Source organism: Sphingomonas sp. CFBP 13706 (assembly GCF_014842355.1).
In the GTDB taxonomy this organism is placed as follows: Bacteria; Pseudomonadota; Alphaproteobacteria; order Sphingomonadales; family Sphingomonadaceae; genus Sphingomonas; species Sphingomonas aerolata.
In genome coordinates, this window is sequence record NZ_JACYVM010000005.1 from 1 (window position 1) to 20,893 (window position 20,893).

The 20,893-nt window shown below is 67.8% G+C and carries 16 protein-coding genes; 12 read left to right on the forward strand and 4 right to left on the reverse strand.

Annotated features, from left to right (window positions below; translation table 11 throughout):
• Together IFS44_RS10765 and IFS44_RS10770 are read left to right on the forward strand one after the other, a co-directional pair.
• Positions 1–1,331: TonB-dependent receptor (locus IFS44_RS10765; protein WP_192098449.1), on the forward strand; the 1,331-nt coding region annotated here is incomplete at its 5' end.
• Positions 1,332–1,458: 127 nt separating this feature from the next.
• Positions 1,459–2,592: a hypothetical protein gene (locus tag IFS44_RS10770; RefSeq protein WP_192098450.1), complete on the forward strand. Its 1,134-nt coding sequence runs from the start codon at positions 1,459–1,461 to the stop codon at positions 2,590–2,592.
• Between the two features lie 112 nt (positions 2,593–2,704).
• Here the strand turns inward: IFS44_RS10770 and IFS44_RS10775 are convergent, their stop codons facing one another.
• Positions 2,705–2,989 (reverse strand): hypothetical protein, encoded by a 285-nt coding sequence (locus IFS44_RS10775; RefSeq protein ID WP_192098451.1) that lies wholly within the window; start codon positions 2,987–2,989, stop codon positions 2,705–2,707.
• Between the two features lie 230 nt (positions 2,990–3,219).
• Here IFS44_RS10775 and IFS44_RS10780 point away from each other — a divergent pair, with 230 nt between their 5' ends.
• The 5 genes from IFS44_RS10780 (at position 3,220) to IFS44_RS10800 (ending at position 8,506) form a co-directional block, all read left to right on the forward strand.
• Positions 3,220–4,773 (forward strand): ATP-binding protein, encoded by a 1,554-nt coding sequence (locus IFS44_RS10780; RefSeq protein WP_446740848.1) that lies wholly within the window; start codon positions 3,220–3,222, stop codon positions 4,771–4,773.
• Positions 4,770–5,366 carry a response regulator transcription factor gene (locus IFS44_RS10785; protein ID WP_192098453.1) on the forward strand — a complete coding sequence of 199 codons (597 nt, stop codon included), beginning with the start codon at positions 4,770–4,772 and terminating at the stop codon, positions 5,364–5,366. Before IFS44_RS10780 ends, IFS44_RS10785 begins: the two co-directional genes overlap by 4 nt.
• A gap of 23 nt (positions 5,367–5,389) precedes the next feature.
• Positions 5,390–5,761 (forward strand): hypothetical protein, encoded by a 372-nt coding sequence (locus IFS44_RS10790; protein WP_051916297.1) that lies wholly within the window; start codon positions 5,390–5,392, stop codon positions 5,759–5,761.
• Positions 5,762–5,819: 58 nt separating this feature from the next.
• Positions 5,820–7,226 (forward strand): DUF2779 domain-containing protein, encoded by a 1,407-nt coding sequence (locus tag IFS44_RS10795; protein ID WP_192098645.1) that lies wholly within the window; start codon positions 5,820–5,822, stop codon positions 7,224–7,226.
• 137 nt (positions 7,227–7,363) lie between these two features.
• A complete protein-coding gene (locus IFS44_RS10800; protein WP_342366407.1) occupies positions 7,364–8,506 on the forward strand; it encodes an endo-1,4-beta-xylanase in 1,143 nt (380 codons plus the stop codon).
• Positions 8,507–8,608: 102 nt separating this feature from the next.
• On the opposite strand, the gene IFS44_RS10805 is transcribed toward IFS44_RS10800, so the two are convergent.
• Together IFS44_RS10805 and IFS44_RS10810 are read right to left on the reverse strand one after the other, a co-directional pair.
• Positions 8,609–11,803, reverse strand: coding sequence for a TonB-dependent receptor (locus IFS44_RS10805; protein WP_192098454.1), 3,195 nt, complete (start codon positions 11,801–11,803; stop codon positions 8,609–8,611).
• Between the two features lie 45 nt (positions 11,804–11,848).
• Positions 11,849–11,998: a hypothetical protein gene (locus IFS44_RS10810; protein ID WP_192098455.1), complete on the reverse strand. Its 150-nt coding sequence runs from the start codon at positions 11,996–11,998 to the stop codon at positions 11,849–11,851.
• Between the two features lie 157 nt (positions 11,999–12,155).
• On the opposite strand from IFS44_RS10810, the gene IFS44_RS10815 reads away from it, so the two are divergent.
• The 5 genes from IFS44_RS10815 to IFS44_RS10835 are packed head-to-tail and all read left to right on the forward strand — an operon-like array spanning position 12,156 to position 19,837.
• On the forward strand, positions 12,156–13,682 hold the full coding sequence (locus tag IFS44_RS10815) for a tryptophan halogenase family protein (protein ID WP_446740849.1): 1,527 nt from the start codon (positions 12,156–12,158) through the stop codon (positions 13,680–13,682).
• The gene (locus IFS44_RS10820) at positions 13,679–15,082 is read left to right on the forward strand and encodes a tryptophan 7-halogenase (protein ID WP_192098457.1); all 1,404 of its coding nucleotides are present in this window, start codon (positions 13,679–13,681) and stop codon (positions 15,080–15,082) included. Before IFS44_RS10815 ends, IFS44_RS10820 begins: the two co-directional genes overlap by 4 nt.
• The gene (locus IFS44_RS10825; protein ID WP_192098458.1) at positions 15,079–16,596 is read left to right on the forward strand and encodes a tryptophan halogenase family protein; all 1,518 of its coding nucleotides are present in this window, start codon (positions 15,079–15,081) and stop codon (positions 16,594–16,596) included. Before IFS44_RS10820 ends, IFS44_RS10825 begins: the two co-directional genes overlap by 4 nt.
• Positions 16,593–18,095 carry a tryptophan halogenase family protein gene (locus tag IFS44_RS10830; RefSeq protein WP_192098459.1) on the forward strand — a complete coding sequence of 501 codons (1,503 nt, stop codon included), beginning with the start codon at positions 16,593–16,595 and terminating at the stop codon, positions 18,093–18,095. The genes IFS44_RS10825 and IFS44_RS10830 overlap by 4 nt, the downstream gene beginning before the upstream one ends.
• Entirely contained in the window at positions 18,095–19,837 is a 1,743-nt protein-coding gene (locus IFS44_RS10835; RefSeq protein WP_192098460.1) for a glycoside hydrolase family 9 protein, read from the forward strand. The genes IFS44_RS10830 and IFS44_RS10835 overlap by 1 nt, the downstream gene beginning before the upstream one ends.
• A gap of 3 nt (positions 19,838–19,840) precedes the next feature.
• Here IFS44_RS10835 and IFS44_RS10840 read toward each other — a convergent pair whose 3' ends face one another.
• The gene (locus tag IFS44_RS10840; protein ID WP_192098461.1) at positions 19,841–20,881 is read right to left on the reverse strand and encodes a cupin-like domain-containing protein; all 1,041 of its coding nucleotides are present in this window, start codon (positions 20,879–20,881) and stop codon (positions 19,841–19,843) included.
• Positions 20,882–20,893 lie beyond the last annotated feature (12 nt).

The window sequence follows — 20,893 nt, forward strand, 5'->3', positions numbered from 1 at the left end:
GCGACGGCGTCATCCGCTACCTGGACAACCGCACCAGCCTGCAGGTCGACTGGACGCCGAGCGATGCGGTCACCGTCAGCAACCAGGCCTATCGCCTCACCTCCAAACGCTCCTGGCTCAATCTCGAAACCTATTGCTGGGTCGCCGCAGACGGGGTCTGCGCCAACGGCAGTGGCAACACCGGCACACCCGGTGGCATCCTGCGTACCGACATGACCGGCATCGTCCATGATCAGACGCAGTGGGGAGACCAGGGCAGCGTGACGTTCAGGACGGGCATCGCCGATGGCGTCGGCAACGACTTGGTCATGGGCTTCGATGTCAACCTTATCAAACTGACATATTCCCACAATTTCGGGGCTGACCCGCAGGTTTCGGAGGTCGATCCCTTCGCGTTCGATCCCGGTCTGATCATCGACACGCAAGGCATCGCACCGCGCTATCGCACGCGCACGACCGAATATGCGGTCTTTGCCGAGGATCGGCTGAAGCTCGGCACGCACGTCTCGATCGTCGGTGGCGTGCGCTACGAACGCGACACGATCCGCCGCTGGTCGATCGACTATCCGGGCGGCGCCACCACCGAGACCTTCGCGCTCGACAAGCGGCTGCACAATGTGACCTGGCGGGTCGGGAGCGTCTATCAGCCGATCCCGACGGTGTCGCTCTATGGGCAATATGCCACCGGCGTGGACCCGCTGGGGACGCTGACGACCTATTCGACCGGGCAGGTGCAGTTCAGCAACGCGGTTGGCGACCAGGTCGAGGTTGGCGCCAAGGCGGTGTTCCTCGACGGTCGCGGCACCGCCACCCTCGCCGCCTACCGCATCGTCAAGAAGCGCCTGCTGGCGCAGCTGACCCCGACGAGCCCGGTCGAGCAGGTAGGCCAGCGATCGGCCAGGGGTATCGAGGCCGCGGTATCGCTCGATCTGCCTTACGGTGTCGGGATCGATGCGAATGGCAGCGTGCTCGACGCGACGTTCGACGACTTCGTCTCCGGCGACACGCGCTTTGACGGCAATACCCCGCCGGACGTGCCCGAGACGCTCGCCAATCTCTGGCTGCGCTGGAACGCAACGCGTGCGCTCCAGGCGCGCGCCGGGCTGCGCTACGTCGGGCGCCGCTATTCGGACAACGCCAACAGCTTTCGCGTCCCCAGCTACACCATGGTCGATGCAACGCTCTCCTATGCAGTGACGCCACGGCTCGCGGTCGACATCCACGGCTACAATTTATTCGACCGAAACTATGCGATCAGCACGTACAACAACCAGCAATGGGTGCTCGGCCGTCCCCGCGCGGTCGACGTCTCGCTTCGCGTCGGCTTCTAGCGCGCCCCGCGGCCGGCAGCCCTTGGGACGGGCCGCCGGCGATGTCGCCCCCCGGGAAAACCCCGGATAGCCGGTCGCGCGCGCGCCCGCCTAAGCCGCATGGCCACCCCATGAGGAGACATTGCGCATGCCGTTTTACCGGGCTTCCGAGCTGTTTACCCTGCGTCCCGTGCCGCCCACGCTCGGCAAGCCGGCATGGATGAACCTGCGCGCCGTGCCGCGGGCACCCTGGGCGGGGGAGCCGGAGGCACTGCGCGGGCCCGGCATCTACGGCATGTTCCATGACGACCGGCTCGTCTATGTCGGCCTATATGCCGGCAAGGCCGAGCGGCCCTTTGGCGGATCGGTCCTCGAGCGCTGGGAGAAGCACGTCACCTATCAGACGCTGCGCTCGCCCTATGTCACCTTCGCCCGTCGGCATCTCAAGCAACTGCATGCGCTCGCCGCCGCAGAGCCCAACGGACCGATCGAGACGATCGTCGCGATGCTGGCACTGAACGGCGATGAAAGCCCGCTTCTCCAGCGCAAGGGCGGCAGCTGCACCTTCGCCAAGGCGCAGCTCGCGGCTGCACACTGGGATGTGTTCGGGCCGGGGAACGAGGCCACGATGCTCGATCACCTCGGCTTCACCTATCTCCAATTGCCGCGCGACCTGGCCGCGACCGTTCTCCCCGAGCCCGGGCAGCGGCCGAGCGTATGGGTGAAGAAGCACTGGCTGGCGCCGATCGAGCGGGACCTCATTGCCGCGTTCATGCCGCCCTGCAACGACGGCACCGAACTTGGCGACGCGCCAGCGGTCGATCCGGTCGCGTTCGAGGAGCGGCTCGCCCGGCTGCTCGCCGACCGCCCCGCACCCGCCGTCGAAGATCTGGCCGGAGAGAGCGAGGCCGACGATGAAACCGACGGTGACGAGGAGGCGCTGCGCACCGAACCGACCGCCGCACCGAACGAGCGCGAGGCGCTGCTCGACGATCTCGCCCGGCTCTGCCCCGGCGCGCTGGAGATCTATTATACCGACGTTCCCGATCTGCGCATCCGGCCGCGCTCGCACGCACGCCGGGTACTTCTGAACGTCTTTGCACATGGCGGCGGGCTTGCCTGCAGGACCAAGGCAAGCGTGGCGGCCTGCCGCGCGCTCGGCTTCGATGCGAACGACGCGCCGGCGGGCGTGTCGATGAGCGCGGCGTTTCCGATCGACCTGTCCCGCCACTCCGCGGCGGATCTGTTCGCAGTCGCCGGTGCCGCCCTCCCCGGCGACTGACCAGCCGGTCGGGGGGCCGGCCATTGCATGATGTGCCCTGGCGAGCCACAAGCCCGTCAGGGCGCCCGCCCTGCTGCGCAGACCTTCCGATTCCGCGTCTAAGCGCGGTTGTCTACGGATCGCTCCAGCGCCTGGCCCCCCACAGGATCAGATCGCGGCCGACGAGCACGACGCACACGTCGCCAATGGCAAACGCCAGACCCAGCCATGTCCATCCATGAGATAGCAGCAATGCGGGCCACGCGACGGCGAGCACGATCAGCAGCACGCCGATCGGCCGCGTCAGGCGGTTCCACCACCGCCGCGGCACGACCTGATGGCTGTAGACGATGACGCTGCCATCCTTCTGGTACCAGAGCTCGCGCACCGCGTGAATCGGATCAGGTCCTTCCGTCATCGTACGGCTGCGCCCGTTACGCGGTGACGATTCCGCGATCGCGAGACACTATGGGCTGGCATCGATACATTCCCGGGGCTGGCTCGCGATCATCATGGCCATCGCCGCCGCGCCGAAAACCCGGGAATTTCCCCGATGGCCTATCGGCGCCGGATGCGGCTAGGCAGCCCTCAATGCCGCTGCCTCCCTCTCCGCCCCGCCTCTCGATCGGTGCCGTAGCCGGCAAAACAGTGCCACGATTGGCCGACCTTCCCTGGCTCATCGGCTATGCAGCAGCGTTTGCGGCCGCGCACCAGGCCGCGGCAGGATGGGGCGGTCAGGGCTTCTACTCGCTGCTCTATCCCGCCGCTGGCGTCAGGCTGGCGCTGCTGTGGAGCCGTGGCCCGCGGCTGACGCTAGCGGTGATGGCGACGGAACTGATCGTGCAGACGATCGCCGGCATCATCGTTCCGGGCCAGGCCGGCTGGCTGACCGCGGCAAACGGCGTCGCCCGGCCCGCGCTGACCTATGGCATCGTCGTCTGGCTGGTCCGCCACGTCGCGGCGCGGTCGCAATCGAGCCTCGGCGTCGCGCCGATGCCGCTCGGCCTCGCCGCAGTCACCGCGCCGGTCGCGGCGACCATGGCGGCGCTGCCCTGGACCTTGTTCAGTCCCGAATTAACGGGCGTCTCGGGCCTTCGTCAGACGGTGGCATCGCTGACGGGCTTTGTCGTCGGCGACCTGCTCGGCGTGTTGCTGATCGCCCCGCCCTTGCTCTGGGTGGTCCATGCGGGGCAGGACCGGCCCCGGGCACTGCACCGCCCGACGCTCCGCCAGCTTGCCGGACTGGCCGAAGCCGCCCTCGTCCTCGGCGCAGCGATCGCCGCGAGCACGCTGCTGGCGGAGATCGGGCTGGGCGTCCCCGCCGCCCCGGCGCTGCTCGCGGTCGCCTGGATCGGCTTGCGCTTCGGCCGCACCGCGGGCTGGTGTGCGATCGTGATCGTGGCGGCGATCGTCCTGCCCTTTACCGCGACCGACCTGCCCGTCGCCGAACGCCTCGCCTTGCATATGAGCCTCGCATCGATCGTCGTCGTCGGCTACCTCGCCGGCAGCTTCGCCGATGCGCAGGCGCGGGCCCAGAGCGACCTGTCGCGCCGCGACCGCATGCTGTTCCAAGCGGAACGGTTGAAGACGCTGCGCGCCATGTCGGTGGCGGTGATCCACGAGATCAGCCAGCCGCTTTCGACGCTGGCGATCGAGGCCAAGCACCTGCACGAGATCACCGTCGCCGCGGATCCGGACATCGCCCAGACCGCCGCGCTGATCGACCGCAAGGCGGCGGCGCTGTCCACGCTGGTCCGCCGGCTGCGCCGTTTCGGCGGTCGATCGGTCGACGAACCAAGCGCCCTGCCCCTGTCCGCGCTGGTCGAGACCGTCACGGCATTGACCCGTGCCGAGGCCAGGGCGGCGCGGGTCGTGGTGGAGGTGTCGCCCATCGATCCCGACCTGGTCGTCTTCGGCCAGGAGATCGAGCTCGCGCAGGCGGTGGTCAATCTGGTCCGCAATGCGGTGCAGGCGTGCGACGGTCGTGTCGCGCTCTCTGCCCATCAGAACGAGGACCGGGTCGTGGTCATGGTCGCGAACCGCTGCCCCGATCGGCGGGAAGCACGCCCCGGCATGGGCGTCGGGGCGCTCGTGGCGCGGGCGATCGTCGAAGCCCATGGCGGCACGGTGGAGCGTGTCACGCACGCCGACGGCACCATCTGCGCGACGCTATCCCTCCCGCGCCCCGGAGCCGAGCCATGACACGCCCCGCCAATCAGCCGGATCGTGCCGCCGTCTATGTCGTCGATGACGACCATGACCTCGGCGCGGCTGTCGCACGCCTCCTCTGCCGTCACGGTCATGCCGCCGAACCCTTTCTCGACCCGGTCATGCTGCTGTCGGTCTATGCCGAAGCACCGGCGCTGTGCATCGTCACCGACATCATGATGGGCGACCTCGACGGCTTCGGCTTTGCCGACCGCGTGCGGATGATCGACCCCGCGGTTGCGATCGTCTTCATGACCGCGTGGCCGACGACCGCGAATGCCGTGGATTCGGTGCGGCGCTATGGCGGCCTCGATTATCTGGAAAAGCCGCTCGACGAGACACGCCTCCTCAGCGCCGTTGACGAGGGGGTCGCATGGTCCCGGCGCCAACGCAGCATCCGCGCACGAACCGCAGCCCTGTCGGCGCGCGAACGTCAGGTGTTCGACCTACTCGTGCAGGGACATAGCAACAAGGCCGTTGCCGACATCCTCGGGCTCAGCCCCAAGACGGTCGAAGATCACCGCGCGGCCATCGTCGCCAAGACCGGTACCAACGGTCTTGCCCAGTTGATCGCGCTCGCGCGGTGACCGCATCCTTTGACGGAGGTTTCATGCCGACCACCACGGCGATCGACGAGACGATGATCGAACGGGCCATTCTCGACCTGCTCAAGACCCGCCGCGAGATCTATCCGTCGCATATCGTCGGCGAATTGCGGCGCAGCCATGCCGGACTGCCGTTGGACCGCACGCGCGACGTGCTCGAGCGCCTTTTCATCGAACGACGCGTCGCACGATTATGGCATCGCTACATGCTCCCGGCGGACGTCGAGCCGGTCCGCGCCAAGTGGCTCGGCCTGATCGAACGCCAGGCCGAACGGATCGACGCGGTCGCGGTCGATCCCGCAACGTCGCGCGACGCGCGGGATCTCGTGATGCGCTGGGACGGATGGTCGATGGAGGGGTGTGATTTTGCCGCCTGACACGCTCTCGCCATCGCGCCTCGCCGCGTTCGAGCGTTGCCCGCGGCAATTGTGGCTGATGACGTTTCGGCCCGACAGCGCAGGCTCGGCGGACGATGCCGCCGATCGTCGGGCGACCGCGCATGCGATTGCTGCCGAGGCGCGGCGGCAGATCCCTGACATGGTCATGATCGACCCCGCCTCCAGTCGATCGGCAGAGTCAGCAGCGACCGGCGCAGCGATTGCGACGCGCCAGACCATCGCGGGCGCGCAGTTCCTGCACGACGGCGTGCAGGCGATCGTCGATATCCTCGAACCGGATGGCGACGGCTGGCGCATCATTGCCGTTCGCGGTTCGACCAAGGCAAAGCCGGATCATCTCGCCGCGCTCGCGACTCAGGCCTGGGTCGCGGCCGCCAACGGCCTCCGCATCACATCGGTTCACGTCCGCCACCTCGATCGGGACTTCACACTGGACCGCTCGGGGGACCGCGGCGGGCTGTTCGTCGATACCGACGTGACCGCGCTGGTTGCGCCGATCGTGGCGACACAAGGCGCGCGCATCGGTGCGGCCAAGGCCTTGCTTACACAAAGCGAACCTGCAGCGATCATCGGCGATCACTGCCACGCGCCGTACACCTGTGTCTTCACCGACTATTGCCACGCAGGTTTGCCGCCGGGTCCGTCCTGGCCCGTGACGATCCTGCCGCGCGGCGCAGGCAAAGCGTTCCTGCGCCGCGGCATCGACGACCTGACGCTCGTCACAGTAGAGGATCTGCGCTCCGACACCGACCGCCGCGTCCACCGCGCCACGATGACCGGTCAGGTCGAGCATGATCCCGCGGGCGCTGCGCAGGCGATGGCCGGCTGGTCGTATCCGCGCATCTGGCTGGACTTCGAAACCGTCAGCAACGCGTTGCCGGTCTGGCCCGGCTGCTCGCCCTACGAGCAGGTGCCGTTTCAATTCGTCGCGGATGTCGAAGCCGCTGACCACGGCATCGTACGACACGAGTTCCTCGACCTGAGCGGCGACGATCCGCGTCGCGCCTGTGCCGAGGCGCTTGCCGCACTGCCACGGACCGGCGCGGTCATTGCCTGGCACGCCCGTTTCGAACGCGACGTCGTGCTGCGCCTCGCGCGTGCCTATCCCGATCTCGCCGCCGTGCTCGACGATCTCGCCGCGCGCATCGTCGATCTGCTCCCCGTCACCCGCGACCATTGGTACCACCGGGACCAGCGCGGAAGCTGGTCGATCAAGGCGGTCCTGCCGACGATCGCACCTCATCTCGATTATGCCACGCTGGCCGTACGGGACGGCGGCGACGCGGTCGCGGCGTATCGCGAAGCGGTCGACGTCGCATCTACGCCGGCGCGCCGCGCCGAACTCGATGCCGCCCTGCGCCTCTATTGCGGCCGGGATGTCGAGGCGATGCGGGTCGTTGCAGAACGGCTGATTGAACCGGGCCCGCCTTCCCCCGTTGCATAGACACGTCCAGGGCCCGCTTGCCACCGAACCGTTGCGTCTTCGGCCATCCAGTTTGCGTATCAAACCAGAGGCTTCGGGATTGACCTGTTACGGAGAAACCGCCAGCGTTAGCGCTATCATAAAAGAGAGGATGTGCTGTGGAAATTACGCGACGCACCGGGCTGGCGATGCTGACGGGTCTTGCCGTATCGGCCGGCGCCCGTGGAACGGCCGCACCTGCACCGACCGGCCTGCACGGCATCGCCGCAACCAAGGGAATGCGGATGGGGTCGAGTTTCGCATGGGGTGCCCCGGGTGCCAATCGCGGCTCGTTCGCGAACCCAGCCTATGCTGACCTGCTCAAACGCGACTGCGGCCTGCTCGTGGCCGAAAACGAGATGAAGTGGCAGGCGTTGCGACCGAGCGCGACCGCCTTCGACTTCACCCGCTTCGATGCGATGATGGCATGGGCGGACGCGAACGCGCTGCCGGTGCGCGGGCATAATCTGCTGTGGCATCAGCCCAAATGGATGCCGCGCTGGGAAGAAACGCATGATTTCGGCGCGACCCCCGCGCGCGCCGCCGAACATCTGCTGGTCGATCATATCACCACGGTATGCCGCCGCTATGGCACGCGGATCCGCAGCTATGACGTCGTCAACGAGGCGGTCGATCCCAAGGATGCGAGCCTGTACCAGACCGCTTTGTCGCGCGCGCTGGGCAGCCCCGAGGCAACGCTGGACCTCGCCTTCCACACCGCGCGCCGCGTCGCGCCGCACGCGCAGCTGGTCTATAACGACTATATGAGCTGGGAACACGGCAACGCCACGCACCGCGCCGGCGTGCTCAAGCTGCTCGAAGGGTTCAAGGCGCGCGGCGTGCCGGTCGATGCGCTGGGGGTGCAGTCTCACCTCGTCACGCAGGGGATCGACGCGCGCGCGACGATCGCAGGGCTGGAAGGCGAGTGGCGCCGCTTCCTCGATGCGGTCACCGCGATGGGCTACGGGCTGGTGATCACCGAGCTCGACGTCCGCGACAATTCGCTTCCTGCCGACTTCACGGTCCGCGACCAGGCGGTGGCCGATTTCACGCGCGGCTATCTCGACGTGATGCTCGCCTATCCGCAGCTTCGCGACGTGCTGCTGTGGGGGATGACCGACCGCTATAGCTGGATCGAGGGGTTCGAGCCGCGCAAGGACAAGGCCCGCCGCCGCCCCTGCCCCTATGACGCCGCGTTCAAGCCCAAACCGATGTACACCGCGATCGCCGCCGCGCTTGCTGCCGCCCCGCCCCGCACCTGACGCCCGGACAAAAAAAGGGCGCCGCGATTGTCGTGCGGCGCCCAGGGGGGAGAACGGGAAATGGATCGAAAGGGTCGGCCGCACCGGCCGACCCTTTCGCGCTTATCTGAACGACGCGCGGATCGAGAAGGTGAAGCGGCGATCCGCGATGAACCAGTTGCGCGGCCGCGTCAGCAGATCATCGTTGATGACATATGACGTCCGCGTGATCGAATTGGTCAGGTTGACGCCCTGGAACCCCATCTTGATCGCTGGCGTCACCGCGTAGAAGATCGAGGCGTCGAGCTGCCCGTATTTCTCCGCGTAGACCGGCGAGTTCGGCACGATCACGTCGCGGATCGTCAGCAGGTTCTTGGACCGCCAGTTATACGCGGCGCGTACCTCCAGCCCGTTACGCTGATAGAAGGGCGCGAAGTTGAACTGGTATTTCGACAGCCCCTGCAAAGGCAGCCCGCTGGTGTCGACGTTGGAGATGATCCCGGCGGTGACGTTGGGATCGTCGGAGTCGAGATTCTGCTGCGACACGCCCGACGACTTCACGTAGGTGAAGTTGGCCGCGAGACCGAACCCGCTCAGGAACCCCGGCAGGAAATCATAGGTCTGCTGATAGCCAACCTCGAACCCCTTTACGCGACCCGTCTCGGTCGAGTTCAGCGGGGTCGTGATGATCCCGTCGAATGTCGCGCCGTTGTTGGTGAAGCTCTGACGCTGCAGGCTGTTGGTCTGCACGCCGTACAGGTCCTTCTTGAACAGCGACAGCGTGAGCTGGCCGACATTCGAGAAATACCATTCCGCGGTCACATCGTAATTGTCCGCACGGACCGGCTTCAGAAACGGGTTGCCGACCTGGAAGGTCGCGACCGGCGCACCATTAAACAGGATCGTCTGGTCGCTCGTGTTCAGATTGATGTTGTAATAGGACCGGGTCAGCCCGAAATCCGGCGGAGCGACGCTCTTGGTGAACGCCGCGCGGAATTGAAGACCGCCGCCCATCGCCAGCTTCACGTTGAAGCTCGGCAGGAAATAGTCGTAGCTCAGCTTGGCGTCGTTGGGCGTCGTGCTGCCGTTCTGGAACGCCGCCGCGGCGTCGCGTACGGCTTGCGGCAACGCGCAGAACCGCGAGACCGGCTGCCCGTTGGTCGGCGCGACGCAGCTGAACGACTGTTGCGGGAAGGCGAAGAAGCCCGACGAGACGCGATCCGTCTTCGTGTACCGCACACCGATATTGCCGCTCAGGTTCCAACCGTTCGACAGGTCGTTGCCAAATCGCGCCATCGCATAGACCGCGTTGTTGCGCTCGCTGACCGGGTTGATCTCACCGGGCAGGAACGGCGTCCCGGCGACGACACCGGCACGGCTTGCCAGCGGCACCCAGCCATTGGCACCCGACAGGTTGCTCGTGAAGTTGCGCCATTCCTGCGCGATCTGGCTGATCGCCTGCGTTGCCGCACCATAATCCTGGAGGAACGACCCCGGCACGAACACGCGCCCGCCGTTCGACGAGTCGTTCGCCTTGCCGCGGAAGAAGTTGTCGTAGAGGAATGCCTGCTGCGGGCCGAGATTGCCCGTGTTGCGCGTGACGGGATTGCCGTCGATCGGCCGATCGAACCAGACCGGGCCACCCGGGCCAGTCGGCGCCGCTGCATTGTCCTGATTGTTGCCGCCGCCCCAGATCTCGCTGAGCACGCCCCAGTTATAGCCGGTCGAACGCGCTTCATTCTGGCGATCGGCGAAGCGATAGCCGACACGGACCGAGGTCAGCCAGCTATCCTCCGGGAAGGAATAATCGAGGTCGATGCGCGCAGCATCCTCGTTGCCCTCGCTGTCCTCGATATGGTCCATCGCCGAGCGGTAGAAGTTGTTATACGCGTCGAGATAGCTCGGATGCGCGGCGTTCTGGTAATTGTTCGGCGTGTTCGTCACCGGGATGAAGTTCACGTAGGCCGGGTTGGTCCCGTCGAGCCGGATGTCGGCATTCTGGAAGGTCGTGCCCCAGACCGTCAGGTCGGTGACCTTCACCTGCGACCAGACATGCTGGTAGTCGAGGTTGATGCCGAGCCGGTTCGTCGCCTGCCACTTCAGGTTGAAGCTGGCGTCGTTGGTGCGGAAGCGCGACTGGTTGCCGCGCGAGATGTTGTTGCTCTGCAGGCCGTTGCTCGGCGTGCGCTGATCGCCGCCGTTCGCCGGATCCTGATCGGCGCGATAGCCGTTCGGGCCGGTGATGATCCCGCTGGTGAAGACGTTATCGTCGTCATAGGCAAAGCTGGTGCCGGGGAAGGGCTGCGTGTCGCCTGCGGCCAGCACGTTGTCGGTCGCGACCTCGATCGAATTCTCGGTCCACGCCTCGCGCGAGTCGGTCCGCAGGAACTGCGCGGTCGCGGTCATCGACTTGTCGGGGCTGCGCCACTGGCCGGCGGCCGAATAGCCGTAGCGCGTGCGGTTGAACTCCTGGCTGCGGATCGCCGCGCCACGGGGCACGTAGACGGTGCGGCCGGTGTTGACCACGCCGGTGGTCGCGTCGACCGGCTGCAACAGCGACCCATCGGCGCCGATCACGCGCTCGCCCCAGTTCGAGATCTGCACGCTGTCGGCGCGGCTGCGGACCTGCGAGCGCACGAAGCTGGCGAGGATGCCGAAGTCGCCGATGCCGGTTTCCCAGCGATTGCTGCCGAGCACCGAGACCGTCGGTGCCGACTTCTTGACGAAATCGCCGTAATTGTTCTCGAGCGTCCCGCCCAGTACCAGTCCGGTGGAATCGAACGGCAGGCGCGTGCGCAGATTGACCGAGCCGCCGATGCCGCCTTCGATCATGTCGGCGGACGGGCTCTTGAACACGTCGACGCCGCCGAGCAGTTCGGCGGGCACGTCGGCGAAGGACAGGCCGCGGCCGTTGTTCGCGCTGAACGAATCGCGGCCGTTGATCTCGGAGCGCGTGTAGCTGAGGCCGCGGACGGTGACGCCCGACCCTTCGGTGGCGAAGTGATCGGGATCGGCACCGGCCGAGAAGCGGCTGATCGACACGCCAGGCACGCGCTGCAGCGCTTCGGTGACCGAACGGTCGGGCAGCGCGCCGATGTCTTCGGACGAGATCGAATCGCCCACGACTTCGGAGTTGCGCTTGATCGCCTGCGCACTCTTCAGGCTCTGGCGGATGCCGGTGACGACGATGTCCTGATCGGCGGCTTCGTCCTGCGGCGTCGCGGTCGACTGCTCGGCCTGCGTCACCTCGGCACCGCCCGAGGGCACCTGCCCGTTGGCGGACGGCTGTGCCGCACCCGCCTGCGGCGCCCCGGCCACGGTTGCCGCAGCGCGATCAGAAGATGCGGTACGCCCTGCCGCGTTCTACGTCAGCGTGGTCTGGCCGGCGGCGGCATCGGCTTGCTGGGCCAGAGCGCCATTTGGCGCGGCGGCCAGGCACAGCGTAAGCAGGGAGGCACCACCTTTGAGGAGGTTCCCGCGACGTGCGGCGCGTGTGATCTCGAACTTGGCCATGACTCCCGGCATCCCCTCATTGTGTTAGCGCTATCATTTGTAAGCGCTTTTTTCTTACAATGTTTGGTAGCGAGAGGGATGAGTTCGGCCTAGACTGAATCGGACGGTTTTTTAGTGAATTGCTAGGCTTGTTGCATGATTGCAACATAGCCGGGGGGTGGAATTGGACGAACGTGCTCAGCTACGCATCGTTATTGTTGGTGGCGGTACCGCAGGCTGGATGACCGCGGCGACGCTCAGCCTCACGACCGGTACGCCGTCCGCGGCACGGCTGGCCGACATCACGCTGGTCGAGTCCGAGGAGATCGGCACCGTCGGTGTCGGTGAGGCCACGGTGCCGCACATCCGTTTCTTCAATCAAAGACTGGGTATCGACGAAGCCGATTTTGTCCGGCGTACCAAGGCGACGTTCAAGCTGGGCATCGAGTTCTGCGATTGGGGTCGGATCGGCGACAGCTACATCCATCCGTTCGGCGATTTCGGGCATGATATCGACGGACTGCCGTTCCATCAGCATTGGCTTCACGCGACCCGGGGCAGGCCGGATGAGACGCCCGCGCTCGCCGCGTGCTCGCTCCCGATCGTCGCGGCGCGTGCCGGGCGGTTCACGCCGCCGCTCGACGATCCGCGATCGGTCGGGTCGACCTATTCCTATGCGTATCAGTTCGATGCCGGGCTTTATGCCGCCTATCTGCGCGACTATGCCGAAGCCCGCGGCGTGACGCGGATCGAAGGCCGCGTCGAGGATGTCGAACGGGGCCCAGCCGGTATCGCGGCGCTTCGCCTGGCGGACGGACAGCGTATCGAAGGCGATCTGTTCGTCGACTGTTCGGGGTTCCGCGCCTTGCTGATCGAAGGCGCCCTGAACGCGGGACACGAGGATTGGGCACACTGGCTGCCCTGCGACGCGGCCTGGGCGGTCCCGACGGCGAACACCGGCCCCCTCGTCCCCTATACCCGCGCCACCGCGCGCGACGCCGGCTGGCAATGGCAGATCCCGCTGCAGCATCGCACCGGGAATGGTCATGTCTTCTCGACCCGCTTCACTGATCCGGAACGCGCGCGCGCGGTGCTGCTCGACAATCTCGAGGGCGAGCCGCTGGCCGAGCCGCGGATGCTGCGATTCCGCACCGGGCGTCGGCACCGCCAGTGGATCGACAATTGCGTGGCGATCGGCCTTTCCGCCGGGTTCCTCGAGCCGCTTGAATCGACCAGCATCCACCTGATCCAGCTGGCCATCGGCAAGCTGATCGAGCTGTTCCCGAACGACGCCGTGCTCGACCCTGCGGATGCCGCGGAATTCAACCGCGCGATGGCGCTGGAATATGACCGCGTCCGCGACTTTCTGGTTCTGCATTATTGCGCGACCGAGCGTGACGACACGCCGTTCTGGCGCCACATGCGGACGATGGACCTGCCCCCCTCGCTGGCCGGGAAGATCGCCGCCTTTCGCGATCGCGGCATCGTCGAACAATATCGCGAGGGCATGTTCCTGCCGGCGAGCTGGCTCGCGGTCTATTATGGCCAGCGAATCATGCCCGAACGCATCCACCCCCTCGTCGCCGCACTGCCCGTCGCGGACGCTCGCGCGCGCGTCGCGGCGGTCGCCGACGCCTGTCGCCGCACCGCCGAGGGGATGCCGACGCATGCGGACTATCTTGCACGGATCGGAGCTGCCGCGTGACAGCCACGGTCGCTGTGCTGGGCGCGAACCTGTGTGGCTGGATCGCCGCGGCGGCGCTGGCGCGGCGCTTGCCACGCGAATCCTACCGCGTGGTGGTGATCGACGACGGCACCGGCGGCGATGGCCTGGGCGATTTCGCACCGGTGATCGCGGTGCCGCCAGCGCTCGCGGGCTTCCATGCCGATCTCGGTCTCGATGCGGCGACACTCGTTCGGATGACGGGCGGCGGCCATGCGCTGGGCGTCGCGTTCGGCGGCTGGCGGGCCGACGGCGCGGCGACGTTCCTGTCTTATGGCGAGACCGGTGCGCCGCTCGAGGGCATCGCGTTCCACCAGCTCGCCGGACGGCTGCGCGCGGCGGGGCACCCGGTCCGGCTGGCCGATCATGCGCTGTCCGCGGTCGCCGCGCAGGCGGGCCGGTTCGCGCCCGGGGCGCCGATCGCGCATGCGCTGCATCTGCCCGTCGCGCCCTATGAAGCGTTGCTGCGCGCGGCGGCGCTGCGAGCGGGGGCCGAACGCGCCTCCGCGGACTTCGTCGATGCCGAGATCGCAGCGAACGGCATTGTCGAGAGGCTGACACTCGCGGACGGTACCGCAGTCCAACCCTGGCTCGTCCTCGACTGTTCGGGAACCGACGCGCGCATCGCCAGCCGTACCAGCCCCGCGTCCGAGGACTGGTCCGGCTGGTTGCCGTGCGACCGGACGCATGCCGAGACGGTGCCCGCGCAGGGCGCGCCCCCGCCCTATACGCAGGTCGATGCGCAGGACACGGGCTGGACGGCAACCTGGCCGCTCGACGGCGCCGATGTCCGACTGACGTGCAGCATCGGGGGCACCGGCAAGCCGTTCCACGCGGCGCGGCGGGTCGAGGCATGGCGCGGCAATTGCGTCGCGCTGGGCGCCGCGGCGGGCCTGCTCGAACCACTGCACCCGACCACACTGACGCTGTTGCTGCGCTCGCTCGCGCAGTTGATCCAGCTCTGGCCCGCCGGACCGCAGGCACCCGTCGAAGCCACCGCCTTCAACCGCACTGCGGCCGGGGCGTTACAGGGCGCGCGCGACTTCCTGATGGCGCATTATGCCGTGGCCGGTCGCGCCGGCGCGCTGTGGGACGACCGCCGCGCAGCATCGCTACCCGGACCACTGGCCGCCAAATACGATCTGTTCGCGGCGCGCGGGCGGTTGCCGATGTATGACGACGAACCGTTCGAGGACGAGGATTGGGCAATAATGTTCGACGCGATGGGCCTCATGCCACGCTGCTATGATGCGCGTGCGGATATAGTGTCGCTGGCGACGATCGAGCGGCATCTGGCCGAGCAGCGTGCGCGGGTCATCGCGCAGGTCCGCGCGCTTCCCCCTTATGCGCAGGCGATGGCCGCGTTGCGGACGCGCGCATGACGATCGGCGCGCCCGTCCGCCGCATCGTCATCGTCGGCGGCGGCACGGCCGGCTGGATGGCGGCGGCCGCGCTTGCCCGGCTGATCCCGACCGGGGCGAGCATCACCCTAATCGAGTCCGACGCGATCGGCACGGTCGGCGTCGGCGAAGCGACGATCCCGCCGATCCGCGGCTTCAACGCGATGCTGGGAATCGACGAAGCCGAATTCCTCGCCGCGACCGCGGGGAGCTTCAAGCTCGGGATCGAGTTCGTCGACTGGGGTGCGCCTGGCGAGCGCTATCTGCATCCCTTTGGCGGCTTCGGTTTCGATATCGAGGGTGTGCGCTTCCACCAATATTGGCGTCGCCGTCGCGCCGCCGGGATCGTCGAGAATATCGAGGCCTATTCGCTGTGCGCGGTCGCCGCGCGCACGGGACGGTTCATGCCCCCCTCGCCCGACCCGGCGTCGGTCCTGTCGCAGATGGCGCACGCCTATCATTTCGATGCGGGGCTTTATGCACGCTTCTTGCGCCGCCGCGCCGAGCGCGACGGTGTCGTGCGCGTCGAAGGCGATGTCGTCGATGTGGCGCTCGACGGCGAGACTGGCCATGTCCGCCACGTCACGCTGGCCGGCGACCGCGTCATCGAAGGCGACCTGTTCCTCGACTGTTCGGGGTTCCGCGGCCTGCTGATCGAGCAGACGCTGGGCGCGGGCTATGAGGACTGGACGCACTGGCTTCCCTGCGATCGGGCCGTCGCGATGCCGACCGCGAACGCCGGCCCGGCGATCACCCCCTATACCCGCTCGACCGCGCGCGCGGCCGGCTGGCAATGGCGCATCCCGCTGCAGCACCACACCGGCAACGGCTATGTCTACAGCAGCGCGCATTGTTCGGACGACAAGGCCGCGGCGACGCTGCACGCCGGGGTCGACGGCACCCCGCTCGCCGAACCACGCCTGCTGCGGTTCACCGCGGGACGGCGGCGGAAGCAGTGGATTGGCAACGTCGTCGCGTTGGGCCTTGCCTCCGGTTTTACCGAACCGCTCGAATCGACCAGCATCCACATGGTCCAGACGGGCATCTCGAAGCTGCTCGCCTTGTTTCCCGACCAGGGCTTCTCGCCGGTCGAGATCGACACCTATAATCGGCTGGCAGCGACCCAGTTCGACCAGGTCCGCGACTTCCTCATCCTCCATTACCATGCGACGCGCCGCGATGACTCGCCGTTCTGGCGCGAGACGCGTGCGCGGGCGATCCCCGACAGCCTGAGCGAGAAACTCGCCTTGTGGCGTCGCCGCGGACGGCTGTTCCGCTGGGAGGACGATCTGTTCGCAGAGGCGAGCTGGGTCGCGGTGCTGCTGGGCCAGGGCATCGTTCCCGACGGCTGGGACCGGCTTGCCGATGCGGTCGACGCGCGCGAGGTCGATGCACGGTTCGACCGGCTGCGCGCGATGTTCGCCGATGCCGCATCGCGGATGCCCCGGCACGAGGAGTATATCGCCCGCATTTGCCCGACGCGGGTGCGCGCATGACCGGCACGCTCGGATCGGTCGTGATCGTCGGCGGTGGTACCGCGGGCTGGATGGCCGCGGTCGCGTTCGGCCGATTGCTGGGCCCGGCTAAGACGCGCGTGACGCTCGTGGAATCGGACGACATCGCCACGATCGGCGTCGGCGAGGCGACGATCCCGCCGATCCGCACCTTTCACGCGATGCTCGGGATCGACGAGGACGCATTCCTCCGCGCGACCGGCGGCAGCTACAAGCTCGGCATCCGCTTCGAGGGCTGGACGCGCCCGGGCGAATCCTACGTCCATCCGTTCGGCCAGATCGGGACCGACATCGCCGGCGTGCCATTCGCCGCGCAGTGGCTGCGCGCCCGCCAGGCGGGGGCCGCCGACGCGCTCGGCGCCTATTCGCTCGAAGCCCGCGCCGCCGAAGCCGGCCGCTTCTCGCGCCCGATCGCGAACGGTGATTCACCGCTGTCGCGGATCGGCTATGCCTATCATTTCGACGCAGGCCGCTACGCCGTGTTCCTGCGCGCGCAGGCCGAAGCGCACGGCGTCATCCGCCGCGAGGGTCGGGTCGACCGGGTCGAGCGTGGCTCCGCCGGAATTGCCGCGGTCCATCTCGCCGATGGCAGCCGTGTCGAGGGCGACCTGTTCCTCGACTGCACGGGGTTTCGCGCGCTGCTGATAGAAGGCGCGCTGCAGGCGGGCTGGACCGACTGGTCACAATGGCTGCCGTGCGATCGTGCGGTTGCGGTCCCGTCGGCCGCCGACGCCGCGCCGCTCGCGCTCACGCGGGCGATCGCGGAACCCGCCGGCTGGCGCTGGCGTATCCCGCTGCAGCATCGCACCGGCAACGGGCATGTCTTTTCCAGCCGCCACTGCAGCGAGGACGAAGCGACCGCGACGCTGCTCGCAGGGCTGGAGGGTGAGACACTGGCCGACCCGCGCGTGATCCGCTTCGCCACCGGGCACCGCACCCGGTTCTGGAGCGGCAACTGCATCGCGCTCGGCCTCGCGGCGGGGTTCATGGAGCCACTGGAATCAACCAGCATTCATCTGGTGCAGAGCGGGCTTCAGCATCTGTTGCGAATGCTTCCGGCGGGCGGTCCCCCTGCCCCGGCGATCGTCGACCGATATAATCGCACGATGACCGGCGAGTTCGTCCGGATCCGCGATTTCCTCGTCGCGCATTACCACCTCAATGCCCGTACCGAACCCTTCTGGCGCGAGCGCGCGGCGGCGCCGATCCCGGATGGCCTCGCCGAAAAGCTCGCGCTGTTCCGCGCCGGCGGACGCATCTTCCGCGAAACGGACGAGCTGTTCAACGAGGTCAGCTGGCTTGCTCTGCTGACCGGACAGGACGCACCCGTGACCGGCCATGACCCAATCTGCGACGCGCTGCCGATCGCCATCGCGGCAAAGCGGCTCGCTCAGATAGAACGCGTCGTCGCCACCTCGCTGACGCACATGCCCCCCCATGCCGACGCGCTGGCACGGTTGGGCCAGGACAGGACAATCTGATGCCCATCGCCCTCTTCCTTGCCGCGGCCGTCATCAACCTCAACCAGCTCGGCTTCCGTCCCGAAGACCCCAAGCTTGCGATCGTCGCCGATCACGCGACTCGGCCGCTCGACTGGGTCGTGGTCGACGACGCCGGCAAGACCGTGCTGACGGGACGCACCAGCGTCGGCGGTGACGACGCGGCGTCGGGCGATGATGTCCATGTCGCGCGCTTCACCGCGCTCACCCGCCCGGGCAACTACCGGCTGCGCGTCGACGGGACCGAAAGCGGCCGCTTCCGCGTCGGCCGCGACGTCTACGCCCCGCTCGCGCTGAACGCGCTCAACTTCTTCTACCAGCAGCGCGCCGGCACGCCGATCGAGGCGCGCTGGGCAGGCAAGCGCTGGGCGCGCGCGGCCGGACACCCGCGCGAGGTCGCCGCCTGTTTTTCGGGCGCGGACGAGAAGGGCAATGTCTGGTCCGGCTGTCCCTATACACTCGACGTCACCGGCGGCTGGTACGACGCGGGCGACCACGGCAAATATGTCGTCAACGGCGGCATCGCGGTATGGACGCTGCAGAATCTCTACGAGACCGGGCTTGCGCGTCGTGTGTTCGCCGATGGTCAGGCGCGACTGCCGGAAGCCGGCAACCGCCGCGACGACCTGCTCGACGAAGCGCGGTGGGAGGTCGAGTGGATGCTGCGGATGCAGGTCCCCACAGGCACCCGCGTCGCACTCCCCGTCGGGCCGCATGATCGCTCGGGCCGGCTTGCACTTACGCCGGTCGACGCGGGCGGCATGGCGCATCACAAGGTTGCCGACGCGCGCTGGACGACATTGCCGACCGCGCCCGCCGACGACAAAGAACCGCGGCTCCTCTACCCGCCCTCGACCGCGGCAACGCTGAATCTTGCCGCGGTTGCAGCGCAGGCCGCGCGGCTGTGGCAGCCGATCGATCCCGCCTTTGCCGCGCGGTGCCTTGCCGCCGCGCGCGCCGCCTGGACCGCCGCGCAGCGCAACCCCACGATCTTCGCGGCGCAGGGCTTCACCGGCAGCGGCGGCTATGGCGACGAGACGCTCGACGACGAACGCGCCTGGGCTGCAGCCGAGCTGTTCGCGACGACCGGCGATACCGCCTACCGCGCAGCGCTGCCGACCGGCGCGACCGGCGAACCCGGCTGGGCCAGCGTCGCACCACTCGGCATGATCACGCTCGCGACCGCAAGCGGCGTTCCCGCGATGATCCGCGATGGCGCACGTGCGGCGATCGTCGCGACCGCCGACGGCTTCCTCGCCGAAACCGCGCGCGCCGGCTACCGCATCCCCTACGCGTCGCAGACCTATAGCTGGGGGTCGAATTCCAGCATTCTCAACCGCGCGATGCTGCTTGGCCTCGCACAGCGTTTCACCGGCGATGCCCGCTACCGCGCCGGCGTCGTCGATGCGGCCGATTATATCCTCGGCCGCAATCCGCTGGGCCAATCCTATGTCTCGGGGACCGGCTGGAAGCCGCTGACCAACCCGCATCACCGGTTCTGGGCGCATCAGCTGTCGGCATCTTCGCCACCGCCGCCGCCGGGGGTGGTGTCGGGCGGCCCCAATAACAGCGCGATGGTCGATCCGGTCGCCGTGAAACTGAAGGGCCGGTGCGCGCCGCAACGCTGCTGGGCGGACGACATCAACGCCTATGCGCTGAACGAGGTGGCGATCAACTGGAACGCGCCGCTCGTCTGGGTCGCCGCCTATCTCGACAGCGACTGACGCTCAGCGGCGCTGGAGCGATTTCAGCAGATAGCCGCGGATCCGCTCGGTCCGGTCCTGGCTGGCCGGCCCGAGCACGCCGCGCGCGGGCGCGGGCAGATGATCGCCCGCCGCCGCCGCCTCGTCGGCGAAGACATAATGCTCGAACCACGCGCGCCAGCCCGCCTTCTCCGCCGCGGGCAGGTCGCGCACCGCCATCATCGCGTGCACCACCGCATGGAACGGGGACACGCTCGAATCATAGGCGCGCCAATAGTTGCACAGCACGTTGAGCGTCCCGAACGCCTGGACGTGATGCCACCAGATCGCCGGGATGAAGATCGCATCGCCCGGCCCCAGATCGGCCACCACCGCGTGACCGAGCGCCTCGGCATAGCGCGGATACCGCTCCAGATCGGGCGCGAGCGGATCGACCATGCTCGAAGGCGGCCCCGCCAGCGTCCGGTCGAGCGGCCCCAGATAGAGATTGCCGACCTGATCGGGGGGAAACAGCGTGAACCGCCGCTCGCCCGCGACCACGCAGGCGAGATTGGTCGACCCGTCATAATGCGTCGCGGTCTGCGATCCGTTGCCGATCCACAGCCGCGGCGTCGCCCCGCCCATTGGCAGGTCGAGCGGGTTCGCCGCCGCCCATCCCGGCAGATGCTCGGGCGCGGTCGCCGCGTTCGCATAAAGGATATGCCGCTCGGCTTCGGGGACGTCCGACAGGCGCAGCAATTCGCTCAGCAACACGCCGAGCGGCGCCTTCTCGCGGTGGAAATTGAACCCTTCCAGATTATCGCCGCGATAGAAGAATTTGCCGCCGAACGCCGGGCCGCCGATCAGCACCTCCATCGGCTTGCCGCCATCGCCCAGCCCGGTCAGATACGCCGCCGTCGCGCGATCGCCACCCGCCGCAGCCCGGACGCTGGCCCAGTGCGCGACCTGGCCGCGCAACACGATCGGCGCGTCGCGCAGGGCGATCTCGGCGGCAAAGGTGGCGGCGTCGACTGCGGCACGTTCCTCGACACGGGCATCGGTGGGGGCAGGATGCGATATCGTCATCCCGCTGCGATA

Coding starts and splice junctions, on each gene's coding strand:
- IFS44_RS10770 (WP_192098450.1), top strand. CDS start 1,459: ATGCCGTTTTACCGGGCTTCCGAGCTGTTTACCCTGCGTCCCGTGCCG.
- IFS44_RS10775 (WP_192098451.1), bottom strand. CDS start 2,989: ATGACGGAAGGACCTGATCCGATTCACGCGGTGCGCGAGCTCTGGTAC.
- IFS44_RS10785 (WP_192098453.1), top strand. CDS start 4,770: ATGACACGCCCCGCCAATCAGCCGGATCGTGCCGCCGTCTATGTCGTC.
- IFS44_RS10790 (WP_051916297.1), top strand. CDS start 5,390: ATGCCGACCACCACGGCGATCGACGAGACGATGATCGAACGGGCCATT.
- IFS44_RS10795 (WP_192098645.1), top strand. CDS start 5,820: ATGACGTTTCGGCCCGACAGCGCAGGCTCGGCGGACGATGCCGCCGAT.
- IFS44_RS10810 (WP_192098455.1), bottom strand. CDS start 11,998: ATGGCCAAGTTCGAGATCACACGCGCCGCACGTCGCGGGAACCTCCTC.
- IFS44_RS10825 (WP_192098458.1), top strand. CDS start 15,079: ATGACGATCGGCGCGCCCGTCCGCCGCATCGTCATCGTCGGCGGCGGC.
- IFS44_RS10830 (WP_192098459.1), top strand. CDS start 16,593: ATGACCGGCACGCTCGGATCGGTCGTGATCGTCGGCGGTGGTACCGCG.
- IFS44_RS10835 (WP_192098460.1), top strand. CDS start 18,095: ATGCCCATCGCCCTCTTCCTTGCCGCGGCCGTCATCAACCTCAACCAG.
- IFS44_RS10840 (WP_192098461.1), bottom strand. CDS start 20,881: ATGACGATATCGCATCCTGCCCCCACCGATGCCCGTGTCGAGGAACGT.